We start from the raw sequence: 23,790 nt of genomic DNA, 5'->3' as shown, positions 1-23,790 counted from the left end.
GGCTCAGGCCTCCTCGTCAGCGGCGACGGAGACGACGTCCTCGATGATCGGGTTGGACAGGAGGGTGTCGGCGGCCTCGCGGGCGGCGGCCAGGTGCTCCTCGGTGACGGGACCGTCCACGGTCAGCTCGAAGCGACGGCCCTGCCGCACCCCGGTGAACTGCTCGAAGCCGAGGCGGGGAAGGCTTCTGACCACCGCCTTGCCCTGGGGGTCAAGAATCTCGGGCTTGGGCATGACCTCGACGACGATGCGTCCCATGGGTGCTCCTCGGATCAGGCGGGATGAGTGCGCAGCCCAAGACTACCCGTATGCAGCCCGGGACACTGCCTGCGGTCTCGAAGTGGCTCAGACCTGGCCGAGCCACTCGCCTGCCAACCGAATCGCCACGACTCCACCCAGGGTGAGGGCGGCCGTGGCGATGAGCCAGCTGGAGCCCAGGATGAGGGCGACGACGGCGCAGACCACGGCGCTGGCGAGCATGAACCCGCCCACGGCGCCGGCAACACCGGCGGGGGCGTGGAGGGACTGGTCGACGGTGGAGGTGCCCATGACCGGTGTGGGACCGGAGTCCACAGTGGGGGCCGTCTCGTCGCCGCGCCCGGAGGTGCCCGGAAGGAGCGGTCCGCGAGCGCGGGCCACCAGTCGGGCGGGGTCGTGGACCTTGACGGACCCGGTGGTCAGGCCGGCGGCGGCGTCGAGCACACCGGGCTTCCAACGCTCGGCCTCACGGCGCACAGGCGTGCCTCCGGCCCAGGCCAGGTACCCGGCGGCGGCCACCAGCCCGGCACCGCCGAGGACTGCGACGAGCCACGGCGGGATCCACGGGTGTCCGGCCTCGGCGTTACGGGCCAGGTTCATGGCCGAGGCGGTGGCCAGGACCAGGCCGAGCAGGGCGAAGGCCACGCCGGCCAGGCGCTGGCGGCGCACGGCCGCCGGCCACGGGGAGCGGGTCCGGGCGCTGGAGCTCTTGGCGCTTCCGCGCCCCACGCCCCAGTCAGTGCCCGAGGAGGGGCGACGGGGTCCGCGTCCCTTGGCGGGGCCGCGCCCACCCCCCAGTCAGTGCCTCCCTGGGCTTTGATCTCGTCGGCGTCCAGGGCGTTGGTGGCCGCCTCCCAAGCACTGGACTCGGCCAGGATGCCGGCGTCCTCCTCGGGCTGGGCCGCAGGGCTCGTGGGCGCTGCGGGGGAAGCGGTGGCGGCACTGGGGCGTGTCTGGTAGCCGCGGCCGCGGGCGGAGGGGGCTGCGGCGCTGGGGGCCGAGGCGGCCGGTGCCGCTGGTGCGGGTGCGGGTGCGGGTGCGGCCGGTGCTGCGGTCGCCGACGGCGGCGGCGCAGCCGCCACAGAGGCCGCAGATGCCGCGGATGCCGTGGAGGCACTGCTGGGCACGGCCTCGGGCTTGCCCTGGGAGATGGTGAAGACGCGGGTGGTGGTGGTTCCCGTCTGGGGTGCGCTGCCGGGCCCGTCGACGGCGGTGGGGCGCACGACGGGTCGCGGTGAACGGCTCTCGGCGCCGTTGGCGGCCGCAGTCCGCTGCCGCTGGGTCGCCGGGGAGGAGGGGGCGCCAGCGGTGCCGGCGGCCCTGGCGGGGAGCGAGTCCGGGTCGCCCGTCGGGACGGACGCACCGTGGCCCCCGGGGGTGTCAGCAGGTCCGCCGACGGCGCGCAGGGCGACCGGGGAGGCGGGCGAACCGGCGGACAGGGCAGAGCCGGCCCAGCCGGTGGGCTCGTCGGACACGTCGGCCAGGTCGATGGCGATGGCGGCGTCGACGGCGTCAGCGGTTCCTGAGGCGATGGCCTGGGCCGCGGCCGAGCGCAGGTCCTCCTCCGTCATGACTGCCGCACCGCTCGCATCATGGGCGCCGGCGGAGCTGGCGGCCGAGCCGGCGGCGGAGGCCGCGGAGACTCCCGAGGCGGATGAGGTAGCCGAGGCGGACGAGCCGGTGGGGGCCGGGTTGTTGCCGGAGCGGACGACCTCCAGCAGCCCGTTGCCGCCGGGCCGGGCGGAGGCGCTCTTCGGCCGTGGGGTCCGCTTGGGCATGATGCCCCAGTTGACGGACCCCTGCTCGTTGTCGGGACGTCGGTCACGAGGGGTCATGAGATCACCTGTCCCAGGATGGAGGCGAGCCCCAGGGCCACGAGCACGAAGCCGGTGGCGCCGAGCAGGAGCTGGCCGACACGGATGAGGGTCTCGCCGGTGGAGGTCCCGGCCAGGCGCTCGTCGGCCGCACGCCCGAACGACGTCGCGGCCAGCGCGGTGGTGAGGGGGCCGGAGACCACGTCGAGGGTGGTCAGCTCACGCCGGCCGGTCGACTCGGGCACGAGCACCTTGGTTCCCGGCACGGTGAGCGTTGCCAGATCGGTGCCGGGAAGGGCTGCGCCGTCGGTTCCCGAGCCCCGCTGGGAGGACTGGGAGCCCTTGGCCCCCTTGCTGCGGGCGCCCTTGGCACTGCCTCCCTTCTTGGAGGACTCGTCGCCCTGCCGGGCCCGGGCCGCCCGGACCCGGTTGCGCTCCAGCCGCAGGCGGGGGGCATTGACCACCAGGGAGCGGGCGGAGAGCCTCAAGGAGGCCAGCATGCCCAGCCCCACGAGGACCAGGGCGATACCACCCAGGACCCGGGAGGTCCCGGCCGCCCCGAGGGCTGAGGTGATGGCGGCCGACAGTGCCAGCACGACCGTCAGGACGATGAGACCGACCAGGACGTAGAAGCCCGGCCCCGGTTTGAAGGCGCGGGTGGTGCTCCCGGTATCGGGAAGCTCCGATGCGGGTGAGGTCGTGGTCATGACAGCTCCAGGGGGTGGCCGGTCAGCCGCTCGTAGGCCTCGAGGTAGCGGGCTCGGGTCCGTTCGACGACGTCGGCGGGCAGGGCCGGAGGCTCCTGGCCGCCGTCCCGGTCCCAGCCGGAGGCCGGGGAGGTGAGCCAGTCGCGCACGTACTGCTTGTCGAAGGAGGGCGTGACCCGGCCGGGCTCCCAGGCGTCGGCTGGCCAGAAGCGGGAGGAGTCGGGGGTGAGGACCTCGTCGCCCAGAACCAGGTCGCCGTCGGCGTCGGTGCCGAGCTCGAACTTGGTGTCGGCCAGGATGATGCCGCGGTCCCAGGCGATCTCGGCGGCCCGGGAGTAGAGGGCCAGAGTGGTCTCGCGCAGGGCGGTGGCGGGCCCCTCCCCCACCATCTGGACGACGCGCTCGAAGGTGACGTTCTCGTCGTGCTCCCCGAGCTCGGCCTTGGCGGCGGGGGTGAAGATCGGCTCGGGCAGGCGGGAGGCCTCGGTCAGGCCCTCGGGCAGGGCGACGCCGCACACGGAGCGGCCCTGTCGGTACTCGACCAGGCCGGAGCCGGTGAGGTAGCCGCGGGCCACGCACTCGACCGGGTACATCTCCAGCCGCCGGCAGATCATGGCGCGTCCGGCGACCTGGGCGGGAACGTCGAGGGAGACGAGGTGGTTCGGGACGACGTCGGCGAGCTGCTCGAACCACCAGGCGCTCAGGGCCGTGAGGACCTTGCCCTTGTCCGGGATCGGGGTCGCCAGGATGTGGTCGTAGGCGCTGATGCGGTCCGAGGCGACCACGAGGAGCACGTCCTGCCCACCCCACGGGCCATCGGAGGTGGGGGCGTAGACGTCCCGGACCTTGCCGCTGGAGCGGTGCTCCCACCCGGGGACGGTGGGAGGCAGGGAGCCGGCTGCTGAGGCACTGGGACCGACTGAGGCGGAACTCGCGGACTGAGTCATGCCCCCATCCTGCCATCGGCGGGCACCCTGTGTCCGGTCCCGGGCCGCGGCGGCGCCCGCAGGGTTCACCCTTGGAGGATCATCCAAATACCGCGCCATTGCACGCATTTGTCCGGGTCGGGTCGTCGGTGGGAGTCGGGGAGCTACCGGAGTAAATCCCACCGACGGGATGGGAGCGGCTCTCACCTCCCACCCGCTCCGGTCGGCCGGACAAGGGGCTGACGTGGGTCAACACCGGCGCCGGAACCCGCCCCTCCCATCCGGCGAGGGGGCACGGGCCCCCCTCAGGAAAGAGCGGTGCAGTGTGCGTTTGGTCTCGGAAGAAGTGCGTGCGTCACGGGCACCGCCTCCAGCGGCCGGGTCTGACGGCGCGGTCTTCCTAGGTTCAGCGCAGGGCGAGCCGCGCGCCGTGGTTGCGACGGCGAGGAACTCTACTCGGCCCCGTCGGCGCTGGCAGCGCTGCCGACGCTGCTAACGCTGCTAACTCTGCCTTCACTCGCCGCCTGGGCGATGTCGGTGCGGTACTGGGCGCCCTCAAGGTTGATGCGCTCGACGGCCTCGTAGGCGCGTTCCCGCGCCGCCTCGAGGGTTGCTCCCAGGGCGACGACGGACAGGACCCGCCCGCCGACGGCGACCAGCTCCCCGCGCTCGGTGGTGCCGGTGCCGGCGTGCAGCACGTGGACGTCGTCGAGCTCCTCGGCGGCCTCGATCCCGGTGATGGTGCCGCCGGTGGTGACGGTCCCGGGGTAGCCGGGGGCGGCGATGACGACGTCGACGGCGCTCTGCTCGGACCAGGTGGGCTCGGGGGCCTCGGCGAGGCGGCCGGTGGCGGCGGCGTGGAGGAGCTCGGGCAGGGAGGAGGTCAGGCGGGCCAGGACGGCCTGGGTCTCGGGGTCGCCGAAGCGCACGTTGAACTCGACGACGCGCAGGCCGCGGCTGGTCAGGGCCAGGCCGCAGTAGAGCAGGCCGATGAAGCTGGTGCCGCGGCGGGCCATCTCGTCGACGACGGGTTGAGCGACCTCGCGCACCACCTGCTCGGTGAGGTCCGCCGGGGCCCAGGACAGGGGCGAGTAGGCGCCCATGCCGCCGGTGTTGGGGCCGGCGTCGTCGTTGAGGAGGCGCTTGAAGTCCTGGGCGGGGGCCAGGGGGCGGACGGTGGCGCCGTCGCACACGCAGAACACAGAGGCCTCGGGGCCGTCGAGGTAGTCCTCGACGACGACGCGACCGCTGCCGCGAGTCAGGCAGGCGTGGCCGTGGGCCAGGGCGACGGGGCGCTCGTCGGTGACGACGACGCCCTTACCGGCGGCCAGGCCGTCCTCCTTGACGACGTAGGGGGCCCCGAAGCGGTCCAGGGCTGCAGACAGCTCGGCCTCGGTGGTGCACACGGCGGCCTCGGCGGTGGGGACGCCCGCGGCGGTCATGATCTCCTTGGCGAAAGCCTTCGAGCCCTCCAGGCGGGCGGCCTCCGCGCCGGGGCCGAAGCAGGGGATCCCGGCGTCGCGCACGGCGTCGGCGACACCAGCGACCAGGGGCGCCTCGGGGCCGACGACGACGAGATCCGCCTTCATCTGCGTGGCCAGGGCCACGACCTCCTCGGGGACACTGGGGTCGATGTTGAGGTTCGTGGCAATGGCTGAGGTGCCGGGGTTTCCCGGAGCGACGATGAGCTCGGAGGTCTGCGGATCACGGGCGAGGGCACGGGCCAGGGCGTGCTCGCGCGCGCCGGAGCCGAGGAGCAGGATCTTCACGGCGACAGCCTAGATGATGGAGGCCGCATGAGGCCCGGAATCACGGGCCCCGCGCGCCTACGCCCGGAGGATATCTCCGATCGGCGGACGAGCTACGGTCGGGTCTCTCCGGGATGACTCCTCTCCTACCGTGAAGAGCAAACCTAAGAAATCGTCAGCGCGAGAAAATATGCTGAGGAGTAGGCATTCAGCACACAGTGGCTGACGACGTTGAACGGAGAGATCTTGTGACCAGCGCGGCGATCAGCACTGTGAACGGTGCGGTGAACCCTGAGGTGGAGTTGTCCAATCGCGTGGCTGCACTCCTGGGAACCACCTTGACCGAGGCGGACGTGCACCAGTTCCTGCTCGACGCCGCCGCCATCCTGGGCACCGAGTCCTTCGCCGTCTACGGCCCGGATCTCTTCTTCCGTTGGAGAATCGGGGAGCGGATCGTCGAGATCGAGCCGGACTATCGCCCGCTGAAAGGCGAGTACGAGCTGACTGTCGACTCCTACAACCCCACCTACCCCATCGATACCGACGAGTATCAGAGCTTCAAGTGGGGCGAGGCCGAGGACTATCCGTACCTTTGGACGGTAGAGCTGGGGAGGGCCCCGGTCAGCGACTGGGGCCCAGGAGAGGCCCACGTCGTCAACTGGGAGATGTTCGAGGAGACCACGGCGAAGACTCTCGGCGGCCTTCCCGACAACCTGGCCCTCATGCCGCCGCAGTGGCGCCGTCCCTTCACTCTTCGCTGGGACATGGGCGCCTCCGGGCTGGGGCTGGTCTCCTTCACCGGCACGGTCGAGGGCCTCACGGTCACCGTCGAGGCCACCGGGGAAGAGGTCCTCATCCCCCGCAATCTCCTCGGCAGCGAGCGAAGCCAGATCAGTATACGCGACGTCGTCGCCGGCCTGGCCGGTGGGCGCCCCCTCAGTGATATTCGCTTCGCCGGCTCCGAGGGCTTCGGCGACTATGGTCTCATCGCCGCCAGCCCCAGCGGAGACGAGAACGATATGGAAAGGGACGATATCGAGTTCCTCCTGGAGGATCGGGGGAAGGACTCGCCCGGACCGGCGATGACGATGGACGAGCTTCGCAGGCTGGCTGCCTCCACGCCCGCGCCCACCGGTCCCGACCGGCCACCGGTGAACTGGCAGGCCGTACCGATGCGGATCGGACTGTCCATCCCCCAGATCCTCTCCGTCGTCGAGCAGGTCCTCGACGGCGCCGCCATCACGAGCGTTCTCAAGCGGCTCGGCGGCCGCCCGGGCATCAGGTTGGACCGCCCTATTCTGCGCGGAGACGGCTGGCTCGCGGAGAAATCGCGATTCTCCGGCACCTGGGGCATCGAGGTGGTCACTAAGCCTGAGGGGGATGAGGAGGAGCGGCTGCGCTTCGACGACCGCCACGTGGCCGACTACACCTGGCGAATTGCCCAGGCCCTGGAGCAGCGCTATGGATTCCCCTACGGGATACGCACCACGAACGACGGGTTCCTCATGCGCCTGTTCCAGGTCGGGGACCACGGAGTCGAGGTGACCAGCGGATTCAGCAAGGTTGAGGTTGAGATCGACTCCTTCCGGACGCTGCTGGAGAACTCGTACGGACGCTACTGAGTCACCCAGCCGCCTTCCACCCCCAGTGCGAGGAGCGACGCTCCGGTAGGCTCACGTCACTTCCGGGACGCGGAGTCCCCGGAGGGCGATACGTCAGGAGGTCCCGTGGGAGTCAATCAGTCCTCTGCGACGACGGCGACCGACGCAGGAGCCGGCGCGGCCACCGCCTCCGCCCCTGGCGCTGAGGCGACCGCGGAGCTCAACGCGGTGACGATCCGCCGGCTCGGGGCCGTCTATGTCCCGCCGGCCGCTGACGGGCCGGCGCCGTCGTACTCCGCCTCACCGCAGGGTGCGGAGCCCACGCCGCAGCGGGGCAGCGACGCGGGTGTCGACACGGCCCTGACCACGCTGCGCGCCCTGGGCTACCGGCTCTCCGACCCGGCCCGGAAGGCCCTCGCCCACCCCGAGCAGGCCTGGGCGCTGGTCAATGCCGTCGCCCGCCTTACCTCCGGCTCACCGGCCGCCGAGTACCGGCCCTTCTACCCCGACTTCCCCATCCAGGTCCGCACCGCCTCCGAGGCGACGCTGCTGGTCAACGCCGCCCTGCACTACCTGGGCGACGTCGTCGGGGTCCGGATCCTGCCGGACTACCGGCCCAGCCCCCGCGAGCCCCTGCCGGGAGACGACGGCGCCCTCACCGAGCTGGGCCTGGCCACGGTGCAGGACCTGGAGCGGATCGTGGCCGACCTCGTCGCCCAGGCGACCCCCTTCAGCGCCCAGGACCGCGCGGACCTGACGGCCCTGCGCGACTTCGGCCCCGAGGCGGCGCCACACGTGGCGGTCAAGGAGAACCTCGCCGTCCTCACCGTCGTCTTCCCGGGCCTGGACTTCTCCGCCTCCTACCGCACCGTCACCGACGTGCTGCGCCTGGCGGTCGCCCTGGCGGGCGGCGACGTCTCCCTGGCTGAGCCGTGCAGGTTCCCCTCCTTCTCCCGTGCGCAGCGGCGCCGGCTGCTGGGGCTGCTCGACGCCGTCGGGCAGGCCCAGGACAGCCGGGACTCGGCCGAGGAGATGGCTCGGCGCTGCGAGCGGTGGAAGCGGCTGGCCCGCCACCTGCGCCCCGGCGACTACGCGCGTCGCTTCCCGCGCGCCACCAAGCTGCTGCACCAGGTCGCCTCCGGGGACGCCGAAGCGGGTTTCACCTCACGCTTGGAGGAGGCCCTGGCGCGCCGCGACGTCGATGGCGCTCTTCGCCTGTTGTCCGCCCGCCCCGGGGTCTTCGCTCGCCGTCTCAACCATCTGCTGCGACTGTGCGCCGATGAGGCCGCCCGCGAGCGCGTGGTCGCCGAGTTCGCCCGGGTCGCGCCCGAGGTCGCCCTGCCGGTTCTGGTGCGCCTGTGGGAGTACTTCGCCTCCCCCGGGCCGGACGCCCTGCCGTGGCGGGTGGTTGCCATCAAGGCGGCCACGGGCACCAAGACGACGCTCATCCCCTCCACCCGCCGACCAGGCCCGGCCGACGCGGCGGTGGTTCGCGCCGTCGAGGAAGCCCTACGGCAGCGGAAGCGCCTGGGGCGGATCGCCGTCGACCAGGGGATGTACGAGGGCTACACGACTCCGGTGGGACTGCGCTCGGCCTCACCGGGTATGCGCACGGCCGGGCGCGGCACCCGACTGCCGCTGCCCGAGGGCGAGACGATCCGTTTCTTCTTGCACTGGCGCGACCTGCCGGAGGCCCCTCCCAAGGCCCCGGGGCCTGCCGGACCTGCTGCCGCCGAGGACAGGGACACCCGCGTGGACCTGGACCTGTCGGCCTTCTTCGTCTCCGAGGACTTCACGCGCACCGAGCAGATCGCCTACTACAACCTGCGCTCGACGGCGGCCGTGCACTCCGGGGACCTCACCTCAGCGCCCGACGGGGCGGCCGAGTTCATCGACGTCACCCTGGCCGAGGCGCTGCGGCAGGGGTGGCGCTACGTCGTCATGACGGTCCACTCCTTCTCCCACCACCGGCTCAGTGAGGTGCCCGAGTGCTGGGCGGGGGCGATGGCCCGCGGCGCGGATCCGCAGAGCGGGGAGGTCTTCGAGGCCTCCACCGTCATGCAGCGCCTCGACCTGGTCTCTCCCACGTTCAACGCAACGCCCTTTGTCATCGACCTCGCCGAGCGCCGCCTCATCTGGTGGGACCTGCCCGTGGGGGTGGGCGAGCACCAGGTGGCGAACCTGGATCGCAGCAGCAACCGGGTCCTGGCGCACCTGCTCGACCTGCTGGAGGGGCGGCGCATGCCGCTGGCGCACCTGCTGGGGCTCCTGGCCGACGACGTCGTCGAGGACCCCAATGAGGCCGAGATGGTCTTCGGTGAGGGCGGGATCCTGCCGTGGCAGACCGAGCGGATCCTGGCGCTGCTGGGCCCCGCGGAGGTCACGGCGGAGGCAACCTCTGGATCGGACGGGGACGCCAAGGGCCGGCAGGCGGAGTAACCTGGGCCGCGTCCGGCCATGAGGGTGCTTCCTTCTGCCTTCACATTTCTCCCAGCGCCTTCGCTTCCCGGACGCAGTCGGGCGGGGCCATCAGTGGCCCCGCCCGACTATTGCTGCGTGAGGATCAGAAAGTGGTAAGCAGGAAGCGCGCACCGTGCGGGTCTGCCACCTCCACCATGCGCCCGAACGTGAAGTCGAAGGGCTCGACGATGACAGTTCCTCTCAGCTCGCACACGCGCTGGGCGGCGGCGTCGGCGTCCTCAACCCCGAAGTAGATGCGCCAGTGCGAAGGGATTTCCTCTCGCCCGAAGTAGCCGGCCCGACCAACGCCGCACACAGATCTGCCCCCGACGACGCTTGTGTAGAAGTCCTGTTCCTGGTCGGCGATCGTCAGCCGGCGGGTGGGCCACCCGGCGACCTCCCGGTAGAAGCGCTCGGCCGGCTCCAGGTCACTGGCCAGGACGTCGAACCACACCGGCATCCCGGCCTGGTAGGGGTAGGGCCCCTCGCAGTCCTCGTCCTGCAGGAGTCCGACGACGTTGCCGTCGAGGTCTGCGGCGAGGGCGTAGGCCATGGTCTCCGTGACGCCAGTGGGCTCCACAACGACGCTCCCGCCGCTCATCTCAGCGCCTGCGGCTGCGGTGCGGACGTCGTCGACCAGGAAGCTCACCCTCCAGCCAGGGTCCCCGGGCGCCGCGTCAGCAGGCTCGAAGGAGCCAATGAGCCGGCCTCCGTGATGCACCTCGGTGGTCAGCGGCTCGCCCGGTTCGGCGCGGGTGATCTCCCAGCCGAGAAGGTCCCGGTAGAACGCGGCCGAGGCATCGATGTCCGGGGTGTACAGCTCGATCCAGCAGGGAAAGCCGGCAAGGCGCTCGGTAGGCAGGGCATTGGCGGTGGCGTCGGTCATCGGTGGCTCCTTTGCGTATCCAGCTGCATGTCGGGGGACATCTTGACGTTCCATGACGGTAGACCGACCGGCACACAGCGGACGACTCCGATCCTGCTCTCTTGAGCGACGCCCTTTTCAGGCCATCTCAGACGACCGTCAGACCACCATCGCCGCCAGCGCCACGAGGACCGCCGGGTCCCATGGGAGAGCGGCGCGCACCGGCAGGGTGATGGGGCCGGGGACGGGCTCCACTGGAACATGCAGCCGCGCAACGAGGGGGCTTGTGGGGGCCAGCTGTTCGTGGACGTCGGCGCCGTCGGGAAAGATGGTGGCAAGAATCCAGGGAGAGCCCGGGACTATGGGCAGCTCCACCTCGTCGATGTGTCGGCGCAGTGTGCCGCTGGTCGGCAGCCCGCTGGGGACGGGACGGGGAAAGGTGCCGACCCACTGATAGGGGGCCGGCCCGAGCGCGCGACGCTTCTCCTCGGGGACATCAAGGCGGATGCGGATTCTTCCAGCCGACGGGACCAGGAGGCTCACGGCCGGTTGGGTGCGCTCGGCGACCCGGTCGGCGATGCGACGCAGAGAACCGGGTGGGGTTCCGACGTCGCGCAGGAAACGGCGGCTGAAGGTACCCACTGAGCTGTAGCCGACTTCGTGGCAGGTCTCGACCACGCCCAGTCGGTGGGTGATGAGGAGGTGCTTGGCCTCCTGCAGTCTCCAAGCAGCCAGGTAGTCCATGGGCGAGGTGCCGACGACGGACGTGAAGACCCGGGTGAGATGGGAGGGACTGTAGGCGAGGTGCTCGGAGAGGTCCCCGACGGTGACACGTTCACGGAAACGGGTGCGCAGGTACCGGGTGGCACTTAACGCCAGGTCAGCGGCGGGCGCGTCAAGAGGTGGACCCGTCTGTACGTCGTCGACGGCCGGAACCGAGCAGGCCGATCCTGGCGACATGAGCCCGTCAGGTGGGTGCTGGCACATGAACAGCACGTTACACAGCGGTGACTTCCAGAACGAGGGCCCATCTCTTCCTATTCATCTCCAACCCACTGTCCGGCATCGTCGCCGGCCCGAAGTGGCTGCCCGCTCCGTCGAGCGAGATCGGTCAGCTCATGACCGATCACTGGTCATCACATGGCAGATGCACTAGAATCTGCATCATCTGGTGATGATTCTGGTGTAGGAGGTATCGTGCGAACCACCGTGACACTCAGTGACGACCTCATTGCCAACGCTCAGGAGCTCACAGGCATCACTGAGCGCACCGAGCTGCTGCGGGCCGGCCTGGAGACCCTGGTCAGAGTGGAGAGCGCGCGTCGCCTTGCAGCCCTCGGCGGCTCTGATCGGACGGCGAGCGCCGCTCCACGACGTCGGAGCGCCAGCCAGTGATCCTTGTCGACACCTCGGTATGGATCGATCACTTCCACCACTCGGACCCAGTACTCGTCAGCCTGCTGCACGAGGACGAGATTGGGGCCCATCCACTCGTGGCGGAGGAGCTGGCGATGGGATCACTCAGGTCCAGAGATGACGTCCTCAAGCACTTAGCGCACCTCCGCCAGTTCCCAGCCCTCTCACATGACGAGTTACTGGCTCTGGTCGCAGCTCATGCACTGTGGGGCCGGGGACTCAGCCCAGTCGATGCACACCTGCTCGGCTCCGTCATGCTGGTCCCCGGCGCCCGCCTGTGGACACGCGACAAGCGATTGCTCCGCGCTGCCGAAGAGCGCGGAGTCTCCTTCACCGAAGGAACCGCCTGCTGAGGCCCTGAAACAGGCCGGGTCACTGAATACCTGACTTGCTACGCTACAACGGCAGTCGAAGTACGCTCAGAAACACGGACCGATGTCAGCTCCCCAGAATCAGCCCCCGTACCAGCCGCCGTACCAGCCCCAGTATCAGGCCGCGCCTCCCTACGGGCAGCAGCGCCCCCGCCAGACGCACGTCGGAAAGCTGGTCGTGGCGATCATCCTGTTCGTCATCGGCCCATTGATGGGACTGGCCATCTGGGGCATCGGGTCGGTCATCACCGTCGCCAGCATCGCCACCAGTGGTGACGTCGTCACCAACGGTCAGCAGGTCAGCCTGAGCAGCAATGACGAACGCGCTCTGTACGTATCGAGAACCGCCGCCGCCAACAACTGCACCGTTGTGGACCCTGACGGCAAGGATGTCCGCACCTCCCCCAACGGCGGGATGAACATCTCCAACAACGACGGCGAGTTCAGTTCGGTTCTCACCTTCAAAGCCGACAAGTCGGGAGGCTACCGGGTCTCATGTGAGGGTCTGGATGGCACTGACGCGATCCTCGTGGGCCCCACCATCACGTTCAGCAAGTTCGTGGTGCCCCTCGTCGCCGGCCTGGCCGCAGGGGCGATCTGCTGGATCCTTGCCACCATCCTGCTGATCTGGCGCCACCGGGCCCTGGCCACCCAGAATCAGGCAGGCTGACCCCGGTGAGGAACCGCTAAACCGATCCCGCGTTCGAGGGTCTCGCGCTCCTCCTGCATGCCGGCATTCCCAAGGGGGACATAACGGCCGGTCTCCCGGGTCGCGCCGTGGGCGACCCCCCAGAGCCAGATCGCCTCACACCTGGCGACCAGCTGTTCCTGCCGGCGCTGAAAGCTCCCCCACGTGACACCGGCGCCATCCAGGGCCAGGTGCTTCCCGTTGCCATAGACGACGAAGATCCGGTCCCCCGCAACGAACAATCCGGAGCGGGACTCCGGCCAGACGCACGAGCGTCTTCCCACGCGAATCCCCTGCTCGTCCACAACAACTCGAGGGAAGCACTCGTAGATCTTGTAGAGCGGATACGCCATGGTCACCGGTCCGAGCAGAAGGAAGAGCACCGCGAAAGCCATATCCGATCCGCTGAGCGGCTTGGTCTCGAAGAACAGCTGCTGACCACCGATCACCAGGAACAGCACCCCCATGCCGATGAGGAAGAGCCCACCGTTGCACAGGTGCTCCTTGACTCTGCGCCAGAGCGGGGTGCAGAACACCAGGCGGCTGCGCTGCAGCATCTTCTCCGCCCCGTGGCGGCCCCGGGCCGCCACGAGATGAGGGTCCTCGCTGACAGCGGCCTCCTCCGAGACACCCCATCCCCGCGCATAGATGTAGTACTGCAAGTCCCCCACAGCCGCAGCGGCGCGGTCCTCAGAGCTCCCCCATGTCATCCCGATGACGCATCCGGGAAGCCGAATGGCATCATCGCCGTCGCCGTTCTCGATGGAGATCCGAGTCCGCTCAATGAATCCGCCGTACGACGACGGCCCGTCAGTCAGGTTGAGCGTCGACAGCGTGAACCTCGAGGCCACCGACTCCCAGGGGCGCCGCTCGGTGAACAGCAGGCGGCGCATGGCGATGCCGTCCTGGCTCAGCACCGTCCGACGCCGCAGGGTATTGATCGCCCAGACCACCGGAATGCCGAACATGATCACCCAGATCATGGCGTCATTGGCTTCAAACTCGGTGATGTAGGGGCTCATCAACGGCAGAGTGTTGTAGACCACGCCGGGCGCCCCCACCGCGAGCACCAGCAGCGCACAGCAGCGGATCATCACTGAGCGCCGTAGGAGCAGGCGCCCATCAGACGTCTCCGTGGCCCACCACCGCATCGACTTCCCGAGCGTCTCGTCGAACAGGTCCCCCCGACCGCCACCGAGGTCGTTGTCCTGCCATTTCATGCTCCGCACCTTCCACGCCGCTGCAGGTCGCCGGCACGATGGGAGAGCAATCCACGCGCCCACCATCGGCCCTTCGTCACTGTAGTAGCGGCCGCGGCGCCGATTCGCGTTCTCCGATGGGCACCGTTCACCATCCCGTCTACGACGTCGTCCCGCGTGGACGCGCCACACGGTTCGAGGCCTGTGCCCGGCGCTCATGTGTTGTCTCATGCCTTCTGAGACTTTCGGATGTCATGACATCTCACGACACCGGTGAGTGCGTCTGCCAGATGGGAGAGCTGCTGATTCTCCCTGCCGGAGGGGTGCCTTGGTCACTGTGGTGGCTGCCGGCGTCGTCTGGATGCACTGCACGAGGATGGGGTGCTACTGGACGAGAGTTGGGAGTACTGGGGGTAGGTGGGGCCTTCGTGCAGTAGGCACAACCCTTGGCCAGTGGATCCCGACCCTCGTGGAGCAGGCCGGCTCGAGCCAAATCGGGCCAACTCTGGGAGGGGCCGAAGCCGAACCCTGACCACCAGACCCTGCGCAGGCGGCGGGCAGGGGACGGTGGGGGCGGACCTGTGACCGGGCGCCGGGCCGTGCCGCAAGAACCCCGAACTCACTCCTACGAGGCCGGTGTCCACAGCGCTGACATTAGCGGGCCAGACGTCGGTGCACCCAGCGGGGATCGTTGGAATACTGCGGTTTCTCTCCGGCGTGCAGCGCCGATACGGGGTTAATGTCAGCGCTGTGGACACCAGCGACCTGCCAGGACCCGCCAGGCCTCTTCCCTTCGGCGCTTCGTCGCCGACAGGACAGTCAACATGCCCCCGGCGCTCAGCTCTCGAGCCTGAGGGCGCCTCCTCGACACCGACACGGCGCGTAGCAGCCACCCAGCCGGCGGCGAGGGTGGCAACAGCAGCAACCAGCGGGGGCTCCGACCGGCGAACCGGTCGGAGCCCCCGTCTCAGTCCTCCTCAGGGAAGGACCTCAGCTGAGATCAGGCCTTCTTGGCCTCATCGATGCGCGCACGGAACTTGGCGAGCTGCTCCTTGATGGCCTCGGGCAGCTTGTCACCGAACTGCTTGTAGTACTCCTCGGTGTCGTCCATCTCGGCGGCCCAGGCCTCGGGGTCGATGTCGTACATCTTGGCCCACTCCTCCTCGCCCAGGTCGAGGCCCTCGAGGTTGAAGTCCTCGAACTTGGGGTAGCGGCCGGTGACGCCGTCGACGGCCTCAACCTCACCGGAGGCACGGCGCACGATCCAGTCGAGCACGCGGGAGTTGTCGCCGTAGCCGGGCCAGATGAACTTGCCGTTCTCGTCCTTGCGGAACCAGTTGACCTGGTAGACCTTGGGGAACTTGTCGCCCAGCTTCTCCTGCATCTCCAGCCAGTGCGACCAGTAGTCGGCCATGTGGTAGCCGCAGAAGGGCAGCATGGCCATGGGGTCGTGACGCAGGGAGCCGACCTTGGCGTCCAGGGCGGCGGCGGTGACCTCAGAGGCCACGGCGGAGCCGATGAACACGCCGTGGGCATTCTCGTACTGCTCGGCGACCAGCGGCACGTTGGTGGCGCGGCGACCGCCGAAGAGGATGGCGTCGATGGCCACGCCCTCGGGGGCCTCCCAGTCGGGGCAGATGATCGGGCACTGCGAGGCCGGGGTGGTGAAGCGGCTGTTGGGGTGAGCGGCCTTCTTGCCCTCGGCGGCGTCGGCCGGGGTGAAGTCGTTGCCCTGCCAGTCGATGAGGTGCTCCGGCATCGGGGCGTCGATGCCCTCCCACCACACGTCACCGTCGTCGGTCAGGGCGACGTTGGTGAAGATGGTGTTGGCCTTCATGGTGTCCATGGCCATGGGGTTGGTGTCGTAGGAGGTGCCGGGGGCGACACCGAAGAAGCCGGCCTCGGGGTTGATGGCGCGCAGGCGGCCGTCGGGGCCGGGGCGCATCCAGGCGATGTCGTCACCGACGGTCTCGACCTTGTAGCCCGGGATGGTGGGCTGGAGCATGGCGAGGTTGGTCTTGCCGCAGGCGCTCGGGAAGGCGGCGGTGACGTGGTACTGCTTGCCGCTCTTCTCGTCGGTCAGACGCAGGATGAGCATGTGCTCGGCCATCCAGCCGTCGCGGCGGGCCATGGTCGATGCGATGCGCAGTGCGTAGCACTTCTTGCCCAGCAGGGCGTTGCCGCCGTAGCCGGAGCCGAAGGACCAGATCTCGTTGGTCTCCGGGAAGTGGGTGATGTACTTCTCGTCGTTGCAAGGCCAGGTGGTGTCCTTCTCGTGCTCGGCCAGCGGGGCGCCGACAGAGTGGACGGCCGGGACCCAGGGGCGGCCCTCAGCGATGAGGTCCATGGCGGCCGCACCCATGCGGGTCATGATCCGCATGTTGACTACCACGTAGGGGGAGTCGGTCAGCTCGATGCCGAGCTGGGAGATGGGGCCGCCCAGCGGACCCATGGAGAAGGGGATCACGTAGAGGGTCCGGCCGCGCATGGCGCCGTCGAACTTCTCGTGGAGGATCTTCTTCATCTCGGCCGGGTCGTACCAGTTGTTGGTCGGGCCGGCGTCCTCTTCCTTCTCGGAGCAGATGAAGGTCCTGGACTCCACACGGGCGACGTCGCTGGGCAGGGAGCGCGCGAGGAAGGAGTTGGGGCGCTTGTCGGGGTTGAGGCGCGTGAACACGCCGGACTCCACCATCTCGGTGGTGAGGCGGTCCCACTCCTCCTGTGAACCGTCCGCGAAGTAGACGTTCTCGGGCTTGGCCAGCTCGGCGATGCGTGTGACGAATTCGATGACATCCTCAGGGGCGTTAGCCGGCGCGGCGGCGCGGACGTCCTTCTCAGACACAGTCATGCGAGTCCCTTCCTTGGGTATGTTGATCCGGTGAGCGCGCCGTTGCCGACTCGCTCGGTCGAGAGCAATCCTCCCCCACCGGGCGCCCCAGGTCACATCGCCGAAGGTCCCAACTGGGCCTCTCTGCCCGGCCGGACCGGCATGTGATCGGCCACATTCGGGAGGATGGCGGCTTTTGCCGCCTTTGAAACGGCGTCGTTCCGCCCTCAGTGAAGGTCCAGTGCGAGCGTGTAGCGTGCCCGCATGTCCGTCGCGCCGTCCTCCGCGTCCAGTCCCACGAGCCCCGTCTCGCGTCCTCTGCCCCGCCCGCCGGCGCTCCGGGCGCTTCGACCGGCCGTCGTGGCGACCGCCGCCTGCCTGGCGCTGTCGGCCTGCACCGCCCACATGGACATGACCATCCGCTCTCAGGGCAGCTACGACGTCGCCCTGGAGATGCGCGATACCAGCGGAACCGTCTTCCCGAAGGGAAAGGCCCCCGACTGCTCGACCTACTCCGACCCCACCGCCCTGGGCGTGCCCGAGGGCACCACGGTCAAGGCCACCCCGATCACCGGCGACGACGGAATCGGCTGCCAGGTCAGCATCAGCGGGGTCAAGGTCCCCCAGGCCTCACAGGCCGAGCCCAACACGATCGTCGTGCGCGACGGCGAGGTCTACAAGGTGACGATCCAGCCCTTCCCCTCCGACCCCTCCCAGGACGCCAACGGGGCCGCAGGCGCGCAGGGCAACGCATCTCAGACCCCTGCCGCGCCATCGGGCGACTCGGGTGGCCCAGGCGGAGCCCAGCCGAGCAGCACGTCCTTCAAGGGCCTGGTCGACACCAAGGTCTCCGTTACCTTTCCCGGCGCGGTGACGCAGTCAGGCGGGGGGAAGGTCTCGGGCACCACGGTCACCTGGGACGACCCGGACACGGTGGCCAAGGGCGTGAGCGCCTCGGGCTACGCCCAGGACTCGCGGGGGGTATCGTGGTGGACTCGTTCCCGCATCTGGCTGACCGCGGGGCTGGCCCTGCTCGGCGGCGTCCTGACAGTGGCCGTCCTACGACGGCGCAGCAGCGGACGCGCACCCCGCAAGGCGGCGCCGGGGCGACACTGAGCACTCCGACTATTCCACGTTGTCACAGCACCGATTTAGACTCGACACATGAATCATGACTCCCGCACTGTCAGGCGACGAGTGGCCGTGGCGGTACTGACGGGCCTCGCACTGCTGCTGGCCGGATGCGGGGCTCACTACGACTTCGTCATCCATGACAACGAGACCGCCGACCTGTCCTACGTCATGTGGGACTCGTCGGGGCTGTCGCTCATCAGCAGGGAGAGCTGCACCCAGGCGAAGCTCGAGAAGTCCACCCCCCTGCCCAAGGGAGTCAAGGCGAACTACACCTTCACGTCCCACAACGGCCAGCCGGCGTGCCAGGTCACAGCCAAGTCGGTTCCCCTCAAGAACCTGCAGACCGACATCTGGACGATCAAGCACCAGGGCGGGAAGTACGTCTTCGACCTGTCCCCCGAGGCACTGAGCAAGCTCGGCAAGGACGACTCCCTGCCCACCTCCCCGGGCACCTCGGGAGGAATGAAGATCTCAGTATCCGTGACCTTTCCCGAAGAGGTGACGAAGTCCAACGGGAGGAATGACGACAACAAGGTCACCTGGGACAACGTGATGGAGAGCTCTGAGGCTCTCCACGCCGAGGGCGGGGACGGCACGTTCCATCTGCAGTGGTGGATGATCGCGACGGCCGTCGCCGTCGTCCTCCTCATCGTTGTCGGCGTCGTGGTGTATCTCCTCAAGACTCGTCGGGCCAATCAGCTGGCTCCAGCACCGCCCTACGGCCAGGTCTATGGTCAAGCCTTTCAGGGGGCCGAGGCGACCAGCACCATGCCTCCGGAGGTCTATACCGGCGGCCCGTACCAGTCTCCCCCTAGCCCCCTGCCGCCGATGCCGGGATCGACCCACCCCTATCCCGTCACCAACCTTCGCGACGGCTACGCCCCCTACGTCGACTCGGGCCAGGACACCAGCGTTCTCCCTCCACCTCAGTCCCCTGGAGGCGCCGGCGTCTTCAGCACCTATGGCGCCCAGCAGTGGGGACCCCAGGCGCCCGGACCGGGATACACGCAGATGCCCTACCAGGAGGGGCACGGTCACACCGACTTCCAGCCCCCGTCTCAGCAGCCCCAGTGACGGTCTGCCCGGAGCGGGGAACGATACCCATGACGATCCGGTTACAACCTGGCATCCGACCCGCTACTGTGTGGGCATGACACCTGCCATCGCCCATCGCATCCCTAGGCCCCTGTCCGTCTTGACGGCTCTTGCGGTGCTCGCTCTGTCCGCACCCCTCGCGCTGCTCGGCACCCCGGGACACGCCGCCCCCATGGACGACGACTCCTCAAACCCCGGCCTGAAGATCACCTCCGACATCGTCATCAAGTCCGACGACACCTACTCCGTGAAAGCGGTGATGACCGACAACAGCGGTTTCGGCATCTTCAGCGAAGACAACTGTAAAGTCGACGATTTCTCGCAGACGCAGTTCGGCAAGAACTCCAAGAACGCCAAGGCCACGTTCAAGGAGGATGGCGACTCGACTATCTGCACGATTGAAGGCTCCGCTTCCATCAAGGACAGCGACGGCACAATTAAGCATCAGGGCAGCGAGTACGTCGTCAAGATCGGCACCGACGAGGCAATCGGTGACATGGACCAGCTCGACGTCACCCAGTCCATCACCTTCCCTGGAAAGGTCACAGAGGCCGACGGCGGCAAGGTCGATGGCAACAAGGTCACCTTTACCGACATCAAGTCCCACACCGTGAAGGGCGGAGACGGCTCCATCCCCATGTGGGTCTGGATCATCGTCGGAGTCGGCGCCCTGGCACTGATCGGCGGCCTGGTCGCCTTCCTCGTCATCCGCAGCAAGAAGAACAAGCCCCAGGCTCCTTACGGAACGCCCGTCCAGGGCTATGACCCGAACCAGGCCTTCCCGGCTCAGCCCGGCCAGCAGGCGGGCTACGGCGCTCCCCAGGCCCAGCCCGGCTATGGCGCTCCCGACCAGCAGGCGGGCTACGGCGCCCCCCAGGCCCAGCCCGGCCAGCAGACCGGCTACGGCGCTCCTGGACAAGGCTCCTACTGACCCCATTGACCCCTCGCGTTGTTGTGGCCCTCAGATCTGACGATCCCGGGGCCACAACATCTTTCTCCGCACCTTCACTCCCCATGCGGAGATCCCATCAACACCGACCAACTAGGGTGAGAACTATGGCCGTGACCGTCCCCAAACACCGCTCCGTGGGAACGCCCGTCTTTCTGGCGTTTCTCTTGTCTCTGACACTCCTGATCCCTCCAAGTCACGCGGTCACCTCCGCCGCGAGTGACGATTCCGACCCCTCGATTTCCGTGCGGATCGTCATCAACCAGGATGACACCTACAACATGACCGTCGTCGGGCAAGTCAAGAGCAAGTCCTCGTCCGCCAGGCGGAACTTGAAGGACGGCTGCAACTCTTCTGACGGCGGAGGGCCGTTCAAAGACCTGAAGGCCTCCTACTCCGAGCGCGACGGCTTCCCCACCTGCACACTCTCAGGCAAGTCGATCGACATCTCCGAGGTCGATGGCTTCATCGAGCACAAGGACGACGAGTACGTCCTCGACACCAAGAAGGGCAACCTTCCCTCCTCGTCTTCCGGACTCGACAGTGAGTACACGCTCTCCGTCACGTTCCCGGGCCAGGTCACGGATGCCGACGGCGGCAAGGTCAGTGGGAACACGGTGACCTTCACCGAGCCGGGAAGGTACCGAGTCAGCGGCAAGGACACTCCCGCCTTCCCCTGGGTATGGGTGATCGTGGGGGTTGTGGTGGTCGGAGCGATCGGCGGCGGCCTCTTCTGGTTCCTCAAGCGCAAGAAGACGGCGCAGCAGCAGGCCTACGCGGTCAGCGCCCCGGGATACGCACCGCAGCAGCAGCCCTACGCTCCTGGCCAGATGCAAACTCCTGGCCAGATGCAGGCTCCCGGCGCCATGCCTCCGTCCCCCTCCGGCTTCGTCGCCCAAGGTGACAACCAGCCCGGACCGGACGGCACGATGCCTCCGGGGGCCGTACCGCCTCCCCCTGGCTACCCGTCAGCACCCCCGCCCTCCAGCTGGGGCTGAGCTCCGACGGCGGTGCGGAGGGCGTCGCACCGAGTGGCGACGCCCTCCGCACCGCCATGCAGTCAACCCGACCCGCACCATTCGAAGGCTGTACATGCGTTATCTCGCCCTGAGACACAACCCCGCGACGAGTCTCGCCGGGATGCTCTGTCTGGCCGCCTCGCTCTTCCTGGCGGTGGCGGCAAGCCCCACCAGCGCCGCGCTACCTGCACAGCTCACGAGCAAGGAGAAAATCAACTTCGAGCTTGCCATCAAGTCCGATGAAGAGCTGACGACCACCATCACGATCACGTCACCGGCCTCCAGAGAAAAGAGCCTGAAGGAGGACTGCGTCCAAGAGACGTTCTCACAGGCCGCCACCCCACCCGACATTACGTTCACCAACGACAACGGGACTCCGACCTGCAAGGCCACGTACACCACCCCCGTATCCAGGAACAACTACGTGACTCATGACGGAGACGAGTACGTCGTCGACACCCATGATGACTCCGCACCCAAGGACGGCAGCGCCGACACCTTCTCCCTCACAGTCGTCTTCCCCGGTGAGGTGACGGAATCCGGAGGGGGCAAGGTTGAGGGAGATCAACAGAACAAGGTCTCCTTCAGCAGCTTCTACAATCAGAAGGCCCGCGGCAAGGACACCGCCCAGGCGGCGTCTCAGCCCAGTTCGACACCCTCGCCCAGTTCGACGCCCGCATCCAGCTCCGCACCCTCATCCAGTTCAACGGCCACCCCCGGTTCTACGTCCTCGTCGCAGTCATCGGGCGGAAAGGGAGCTATCGTCGTCACACTCATTGTGATTGCTGTGGTCGGAGGAGTTGTCGCTATCGTCAGCAACACGCTCAAGAAGAACCGGGAGAAGAAGTACCTGGATGCGCTGGGGCAGCAGTCGCTTCAGGCAAGCACTCTTATGCCCACTTCCCATCCGGCCGCCTTCCCCTCTCCAGCACAGGCAGGCCCACCTCCCGCCCAACCCGGCTACTCACCTGCCCCTCAGCAGTATCAGCCGCCGCAGTCTCAGGGACCGGCCCCCGCTCCGCACTTTCCACCGAACCACAACGGCTACGGAGGCTACTGAGGCTCAGACTCGGGTGGGCGTCAATCCGCTCGCATGATGACTCCCCCGACAGCAGGTCCGGATCGACGCGGACCACGACGAGGACATCGGAGAAGGATCGGACCCGGAAAGGGACATCGCTCCTGAACTGCCCTGCACGCATCACAATGGTCATCATGCGGGCAGCACCACGGCCGGCCCACGGTGGGCACGCTCCCGGAAGCTCTCTATTCCGCTTCCTGAGCGCGGCGCCGTCGAGCAGCCGCTATCGCTGACGCCGCGCCCTCACGTCACCCGATGAGCGAGTGACGTGAGATCGTGGCCTCGCGACCCGGCCCGACGCCGATGGCGGAGATACGGCAGCGGGCCAGCTCCTCAATGCGCAGCACGTAGTCCTGGGCCGCCTGAGGCAGGTCGGCGAAGCTGCGGACCTCACTGATGTCCTCGCTCCAGCCGGGCAGCTCCTCGTAGACGGGGACGGCGTGGTGGAAGCCGGACTGGGTCAGCGGCATCTCCTGGGTGACGGTGCCGTCGATGTCATAGGCGACACACACGGGAATGGTCTCGTGCCCGGTGAGGACGTCGAGCTTGGTCATCACCAGGTCGGTCAGCCCGTTGACGCGTGCCGCGTAGCGGGTGACGACGGCGTCGTGCCAGCCGCAGCGCCGCGGCCTGCCGGTGGTGACCCCGTACTCACCGCCCTCGGTGCGAAGACGCTCCCCCATGTCGTCAAGCAGCTCGGTGGGGAAGGGCCCCTCGCCCACGCGGGTCGTGTAGGCCTTGACGACACCGACGACCGAGTCGATCCGGGTGGGTCCCACACCGGTACCCGTGCAGGCGCCGCCGGCAGTGGGGTTGGAGGAGGTGACGAAGGGGTAGGTGCCGTGGTCGATGTCGAGCATCGTGGCCTGGCCGGCCTCGAACAGGACGGTCTTGCCCTGATCGAGGGCGTGGTTGAGTACCAGGGAGCAGTCGACGACCATGGGCCGGACCCGATCCGCGTAGGACAGCAGCTCGTCGGCAACGGCGTCGGCATCGATGGCGGCCCGGTTGAAGACCTTGAGGAAGAGGCTGTTCTTCTGGTCCAGGGCGGAGTGCACCTTCTGACGCAGGATCGACTCGTCGAAGAGGTCCTGGACGCGGATGCCCACGCGGTTCATCTTGTCCGCATACGTCGGTCCGATCCCACGGCCGGTGGTGCCCAGCTGGCGCGCGCCCAGGAAGCGCTCGGTGGTGCGGTCCAGAACCCGGTTGTAGGAGGGGATGATGTGGGCGTTGGCGCTGATGAGGAGGCTGGAGGCGTCCTTGCCACGGGAGGTGATCTCAGCGATCTCGTTGAAGAGGACCTCCAGGTCGACGACGACGCCGTTACCGATGATGGGGGTGACCCCGGGAGTGAGCACACCGGCCGGCAGGAGGTGGAAGGCGAACTTCTCGCCGTCGATGACGACGGTGTGTCCGGCGTTGTTGCCGCCGTTGAACTTCACGACGTAGTCGACGTCCTGACCGAGCTGGTCAGTCGCCTTGCCCTTTCCCTCGTCTCCCCACTGGGTCCCGACGACGACAACGGCTGGCATGGCTGCTCCCTGACTTCAGTGACGGCGTGCCGGTGGACACACCGTCCTCTAGCCTACCGGAGCCGGGTGGAGAGATCCCCACCGGTGTCCCCCACCA

At 68.4% G+C, this 23,790-nt stretch carries 21 protein-coding genes; 10 read left to right on the top strand and 11 right to left on the bottom strand.

All coding sequences use genetic code 11. The features are described from left to right. Positions 1 to 3 precede the first annotated feature (3 nt). The 6 genes from purS to purD form a co-directional block, all read right to left on the bottom strand. Positions 4 to 258, bottom strand: coding sequence for a phosphoribosylformylglycinamidine synthase subunit PurS (gene purS, locus HMPREF9058_RS00590; RefSeq protein WP_009747555.1), 255 nt, complete (start codon positions 256 to 258; stop codon positions 4 to 6). Between the two features lie 87 nt (positions 259 to 345). Then, positions 346 to 927, bottom strand: coding sequence for a hypothetical protein (locus HMPREF9058_RS00585; protein ID WP_254654016.1), 582 nt, complete (start codon positions 925 to 927; stop codon positions 346 to 348). Beyond that, positions 855 to 2,093: a hypothetical protein gene (locus HMPREF9058_RS13690; RefSeq protein WP_009405568.1), complete on the bottom strand. Its 1,239-nt coding sequence runs from the start codon at positions 2,091 to 2,093 to the stop codon at positions 855 to 857. Before HMPREF9058_RS13690 ends, HMPREF9058_RS00585 begins: the two co-directional genes overlap by 73 nt. Beyond that, positions 2,090 to 2,779, bottom strand: a complete 690-nt coding sequence (locus HMPREF9058_RS00580; RefSeq protein ID WP_009747390.1) for a hypothetical protein — start codon at positions 2,777 to 2,779, stop codon at positions 2,090 to 2,092. Before HMPREF9058_RS00580 ends, HMPREF9058_RS13690 begins: the two co-directional genes overlap by 4 nt. Next, positions 2,776 to 3,726 (bottom strand): phosphoribosylaminoimidazolesuccinocarboxamide synthase, encoded by a 951-nt coding sequence (locus HMPREF9058_RS00575; RefSeq protein ID WP_009405742.1) that lies wholly within the window; start codon positions 3,724 to 3,726, stop codon positions 2,776 to 2,778. The genes HMPREF9058_RS00580 and HMPREF9058_RS00575 overlap by 4 nt, the downstream gene beginning before the upstream one ends. A 431-nt stretch (positions 3,727 to 4,157) precedes the next feature. After that, positions 4,158 to 5,474: a phosphoribosylamine--glycine ligase gene (gene purD / locus HMPREF9058_RS00570; protein WP_009747511.1), complete on the bottom strand. Its 1,317-nt coding sequence runs from the start codon at positions 5,472 to 5,474 to the stop codon at positions 4,158 to 4,160. 293 nt (positions 5,475 to 5,767) lie between these two features. Between purD and HMPREF9058_RS00565 the strand changes: the two genes are divergently transcribed. After that, a complete protein-coding gene (locus HMPREF9058_RS00565) occupies positions 5,768 to 7,075 on the top strand; it encodes a hypothetical protein (protein ID WP_254654015.1) in 1,308 nt (435 codons plus the stop codon). A gap of 105 nt (positions 7,076 to 7,180) precedes the next feature. Continuing rightward, positions 7,181 to 9,493 carry a TerD family protein gene (locus tag HMPREF9058_RS00560; RefSeq protein WP_009747621.1) on the top strand — a complete coding sequence of 771 codons (2,313 nt, stop codon included), beginning with the start codon at positions 7,181 to 7,183 and terminating at the stop codon, positions 9,491 to 9,493. A gap of 124 nt (positions 9,494 to 9,617) precedes the next feature. Here the strand turns inward: HMPREF9058_RS00560 and HMPREF9058_RS00555 are convergent, their stop codons facing one another. Together HMPREF9058_RS00555 and HMPREF9058_RS00550 are read right to left on the bottom strand one after the other, a co-directional pair. Further along, positions 9,618 to 10,400: a VOC family protein gene (locus tag HMPREF9058_RS00555; protein WP_009406281.1), complete on the bottom strand. Its 783-nt coding sequence runs from the start codon at positions 10,398 to 10,400 to the stop codon at positions 9,618 to 9,620. A gap of 138 nt (positions 10,401 to 10,538) precedes the next feature. Then, positions 10,539 to 11,366, bottom strand: a complete 828-nt coding sequence (locus HMPREF9058_RS00550; protein WP_043537693.1) for a helix-turn-helix transcriptional regulator — start codon at positions 11,364 to 11,366, stop codon at positions 10,539 to 10,541. A 210-nt stretch (positions 11,367 to 11,576) separates the two neighbouring features. On the opposite strand from HMPREF9058_RS00550, the gene HMPREF9058_RS00545 reads away from it, so the two are divergent. The 3 genes from HMPREF9058_RS00545 to HMPREF9058_RS00535 all read left to right on the top strand — a co-directional run bounded on the left by HMPREF9058_RS00545 (position 11,577) and on the right by HMPREF9058_RS00535 (position 12,836). Then, a complete protein-coding gene (locus HMPREF9058_RS00545; protein WP_003787711.1) occupies positions 11,577 to 11,774 on the top strand; it encodes a type II toxin-antitoxin system VapB family antitoxin in 198 nt (65 codons plus the stop codon). Then, complete coding sequence (locus tag HMPREF9058_RS00540) at positions 11,771 to 12,148, top strand: type II toxin-antitoxin system VapC family toxin (protein ID WP_009405961.1); 378 nt, start codon at positions 11,771 to 11,773, stop codon at positions 12,146 to 12,148. Before HMPREF9058_RS00545 ends, HMPREF9058_RS00540 begins: the two co-directional genes overlap by 4 nt. 82 nt (positions 12,149 to 12,230) lie before the next feature. Beyond that, positions 12,231 to 12,836, top strand: a complete 606-nt coding sequence (locus HMPREF9058_RS00535) for a hypothetical protein (RefSeq protein ID WP_043537551.1) — start codon at positions 12,231 to 12,233, stop codon at positions 12,834 to 12,836. On the opposite strand, the gene HMPREF9058_RS00530 is transcribed toward HMPREF9058_RS00535, so the two are convergent. Then, on the bottom strand, positions 12,824 to 14,074 hold the full coding sequence (locus HMPREF9058_RS00530; RefSeq protein WP_009747436.1) for a hypothetical protein: 1,251 nt from the start codon (positions 14,072 to 14,074) through the stop codon (positions 12,824 to 12,826). The genes HMPREF9058_RS00535 and HMPREF9058_RS00530 overlap by 13 nt on opposite strands. A 979-nt stretch (positions 14,075 to 15,053) precedes the next feature. Continuing rightward, entirely contained in the window at positions 15,054 to 16,901 is a 1,848-nt protein-coding gene (locus HMPREF9058_RS00525) for a phosphoenolpyruvate carboxykinase (GTP) (RefSeq protein WP_009747636.1), read from the bottom strand. A 243-nt stretch (positions 16,902 to 17,144) separates the two neighbouring features. Here HMPREF9058_RS00525 and HMPREF9058_RS00520 point away from each other — a divergent pair, with 243 nt between their 5' ends. From HMPREF9058_RS00520 to HMPREF9058_RS00500, 5 genes are all read left to right on the top strand, one after another. After that, complete coding sequence (locus HMPREF9058_RS00520; RefSeq protein WP_043537550.1) at positions 17,145 to 17,996, top strand: hypothetical protein; 852 nt, start codon at positions 17,145 to 17,147, stop codon at positions 17,994 to 17,996. A 48-nt stretch (positions 17,997 to 18,044) separates the two neighbouring features. Then, the gene (locus HMPREF9058_RS00515; RefSeq protein ID WP_043537549.1) at positions 18,045 to 19,088 is read left to right on the top strand and encodes a hypothetical protein; all 1,044 of its coding nucleotides are present in this window, start codon (positions 18,045 to 18,047) and stop codon (positions 19,086 to 19,088) included. A gap of 76 nt (positions 19,089 to 19,164) precedes the next feature. Then, entirely contained in the window at positions 19,165 to 20,040 is an 876-nt protein-coding gene (locus tag HMPREF9058_RS00510; protein ID WP_043537548.1) for a hypothetical protein, read from the top strand. A 263-nt stretch (positions 20,041 to 20,303) separates the two neighbouring features. After that, positions 20,304 to 21,056 carry a hypothetical protein gene (locus tag HMPREF9058_RS00505; protein WP_009405756.1) on the top strand — a complete coding sequence of 251 codons (753 nt, stop codon included), beginning with the start codon at positions 20,304 to 20,306 and terminating at the stop codon, positions 21,054 to 21,056. Positions 21,057 to 21,150: 94 nt separating this feature from the next. Beyond that, positions 21,151 to 22,137, top strand: a complete 987-nt coding sequence (locus tag HMPREF9058_RS00500) for a hypothetical protein (RefSeq protein WP_043537546.1) — start codon at positions 21,151 to 21,153, stop codon at positions 22,135 to 22,137. Between the two features lie 269 nt (positions 22,138 to 22,406). Here the strand turns inward: HMPREF9058_RS00500 and HMPREF9058_RS00495 are convergent, their stop codons facing one another. Next, on the bottom strand, positions 22,407 to 23,693 hold the full coding sequence (locus HMPREF9058_RS00495; RefSeq protein ID WP_009747422.1) for an adenylosuccinate synthase: 1,287 nt from the start codon (positions 23,691 to 23,693) through the stop codon (positions 22,407 to 22,409). Between the last annotated feature and the right edge of the window lie 97 nt (positions 23,694 to 23,790).

The organism is Actinomyces sp. oral taxon 175 str. F0384, from assembly GCF_000223355.1.
Lineage (GTDB): Bacteria > Actinomycetota > Actinomycetes > Actinomycetales > Actinomycetaceae > Actinomyces > Actinomyces oris.
The sequence above is the reverse complement of the archived record's forward strand: the minus strand, read 5'-3'. Positions and strand labels throughout refer to the sequence as shown.

Excerpts from the sequence above, each read along its gene's own strand:
- purS (WP_009747555.1), bottom strand. The coding sequence starts at position 258 with ATGGGACGCATCGTCGTCGAGGTCATGCCCAAGCCCGAGATTCTTGAC.
- HMPREF9058_RS13690 (WP_009405568.1), bottom strand. The coding sequence starts at position 2,093 with ATGACCCCTCGTGACCGACGTCCCGACAACGAGCAGGGGTCCGTCAAC.
- HMPREF9058_RS00580 (WP_009747390.1), bottom strand. The coding sequence starts at position 2,779 with ATGACCACGACCTCACCCGCATCGGAGCTTCCCGATACCGGGAGCACC.
- HMPREF9058_RS00575 (WP_009405742.1), bottom strand. The coding sequence starts at position 3,726 with ATGACTCAGTCCGCGAGTTCCGCCTCAGTCGGTCCCAGTGCCTCAGCA.
- HMPREF9058_RS00555 (WP_009406281.1), bottom strand. The coding sequence starts at position 10,400 with ATGACCGACGCCACCGCCAATGCCCTGCCTACCGAGCGCCTTGCCGGC.
- HMPREF9058_RS00550 (WP_043537693.1), bottom strand. The coding sequence starts at position 11,366 with ATGTGCCAGCACCCACCTGACGGGCTCATGTCGCCAGGATCGGCCTGC.
- HMPREF9058_RS00535 (WP_043537551.1), top strand. The coding sequence starts at position 12,231 with ATGTCAGCTCCCCAGAATCAGCCCCCGTACCAGCCGCCGTACCAGCCC.
- HMPREF9058_RS00530 (WP_009747436.1), bottom strand. The coding sequence starts at position 14,074 with ATGAAATGGCAGGACAACGACCTCGGTGGCGGTCGGGGGGACCTGTTC.
- HMPREF9058_RS00525 (WP_009747636.1), bottom strand. The coding sequence starts at position 16,901 with ATGACTGTGTCTGAGAAGGACGTCCGCGCCGCCGCGCCGGCTAACGCC.
- HMPREF9058_RS00520 (WP_043537550.1), top strand. The coding sequence starts at position 17,145 with ATGTCCGTCGCGCCGTCCTCCGCGTCCAGTCCCACGAGCCCCGTCTCG.
- HMPREF9058_RS00515 (WP_043537549.1), top strand. The coding sequence starts at position 18,045 with ATGAATCATGACTCCCGCACTGTCAGGCGACGAGTGGCCGTGGCGGTA.
- HMPREF9058_RS00510 (WP_043537548.1), top strand. The coding sequence starts at position 19,165 with ATGACACCTGCCATCGCCCATCGCATCCCTAGGCCCCTGTCCGTCTTG.
- HMPREF9058_RS00500 (WP_043537546.1), top strand. The coding sequence starts at position 21,151 with ATGCGTTATCTCGCCCTGAGACACAACCCCGCGACGAGTCTCGCCGGG.
- HMPREF9058_RS00495 (WP_009747422.1), bottom strand. The coding sequence starts at position 23,693 with ATGCCAGCCGTTGTCGTCGTCGGGACCCAGTGGGGAGACGAGGGAAAG.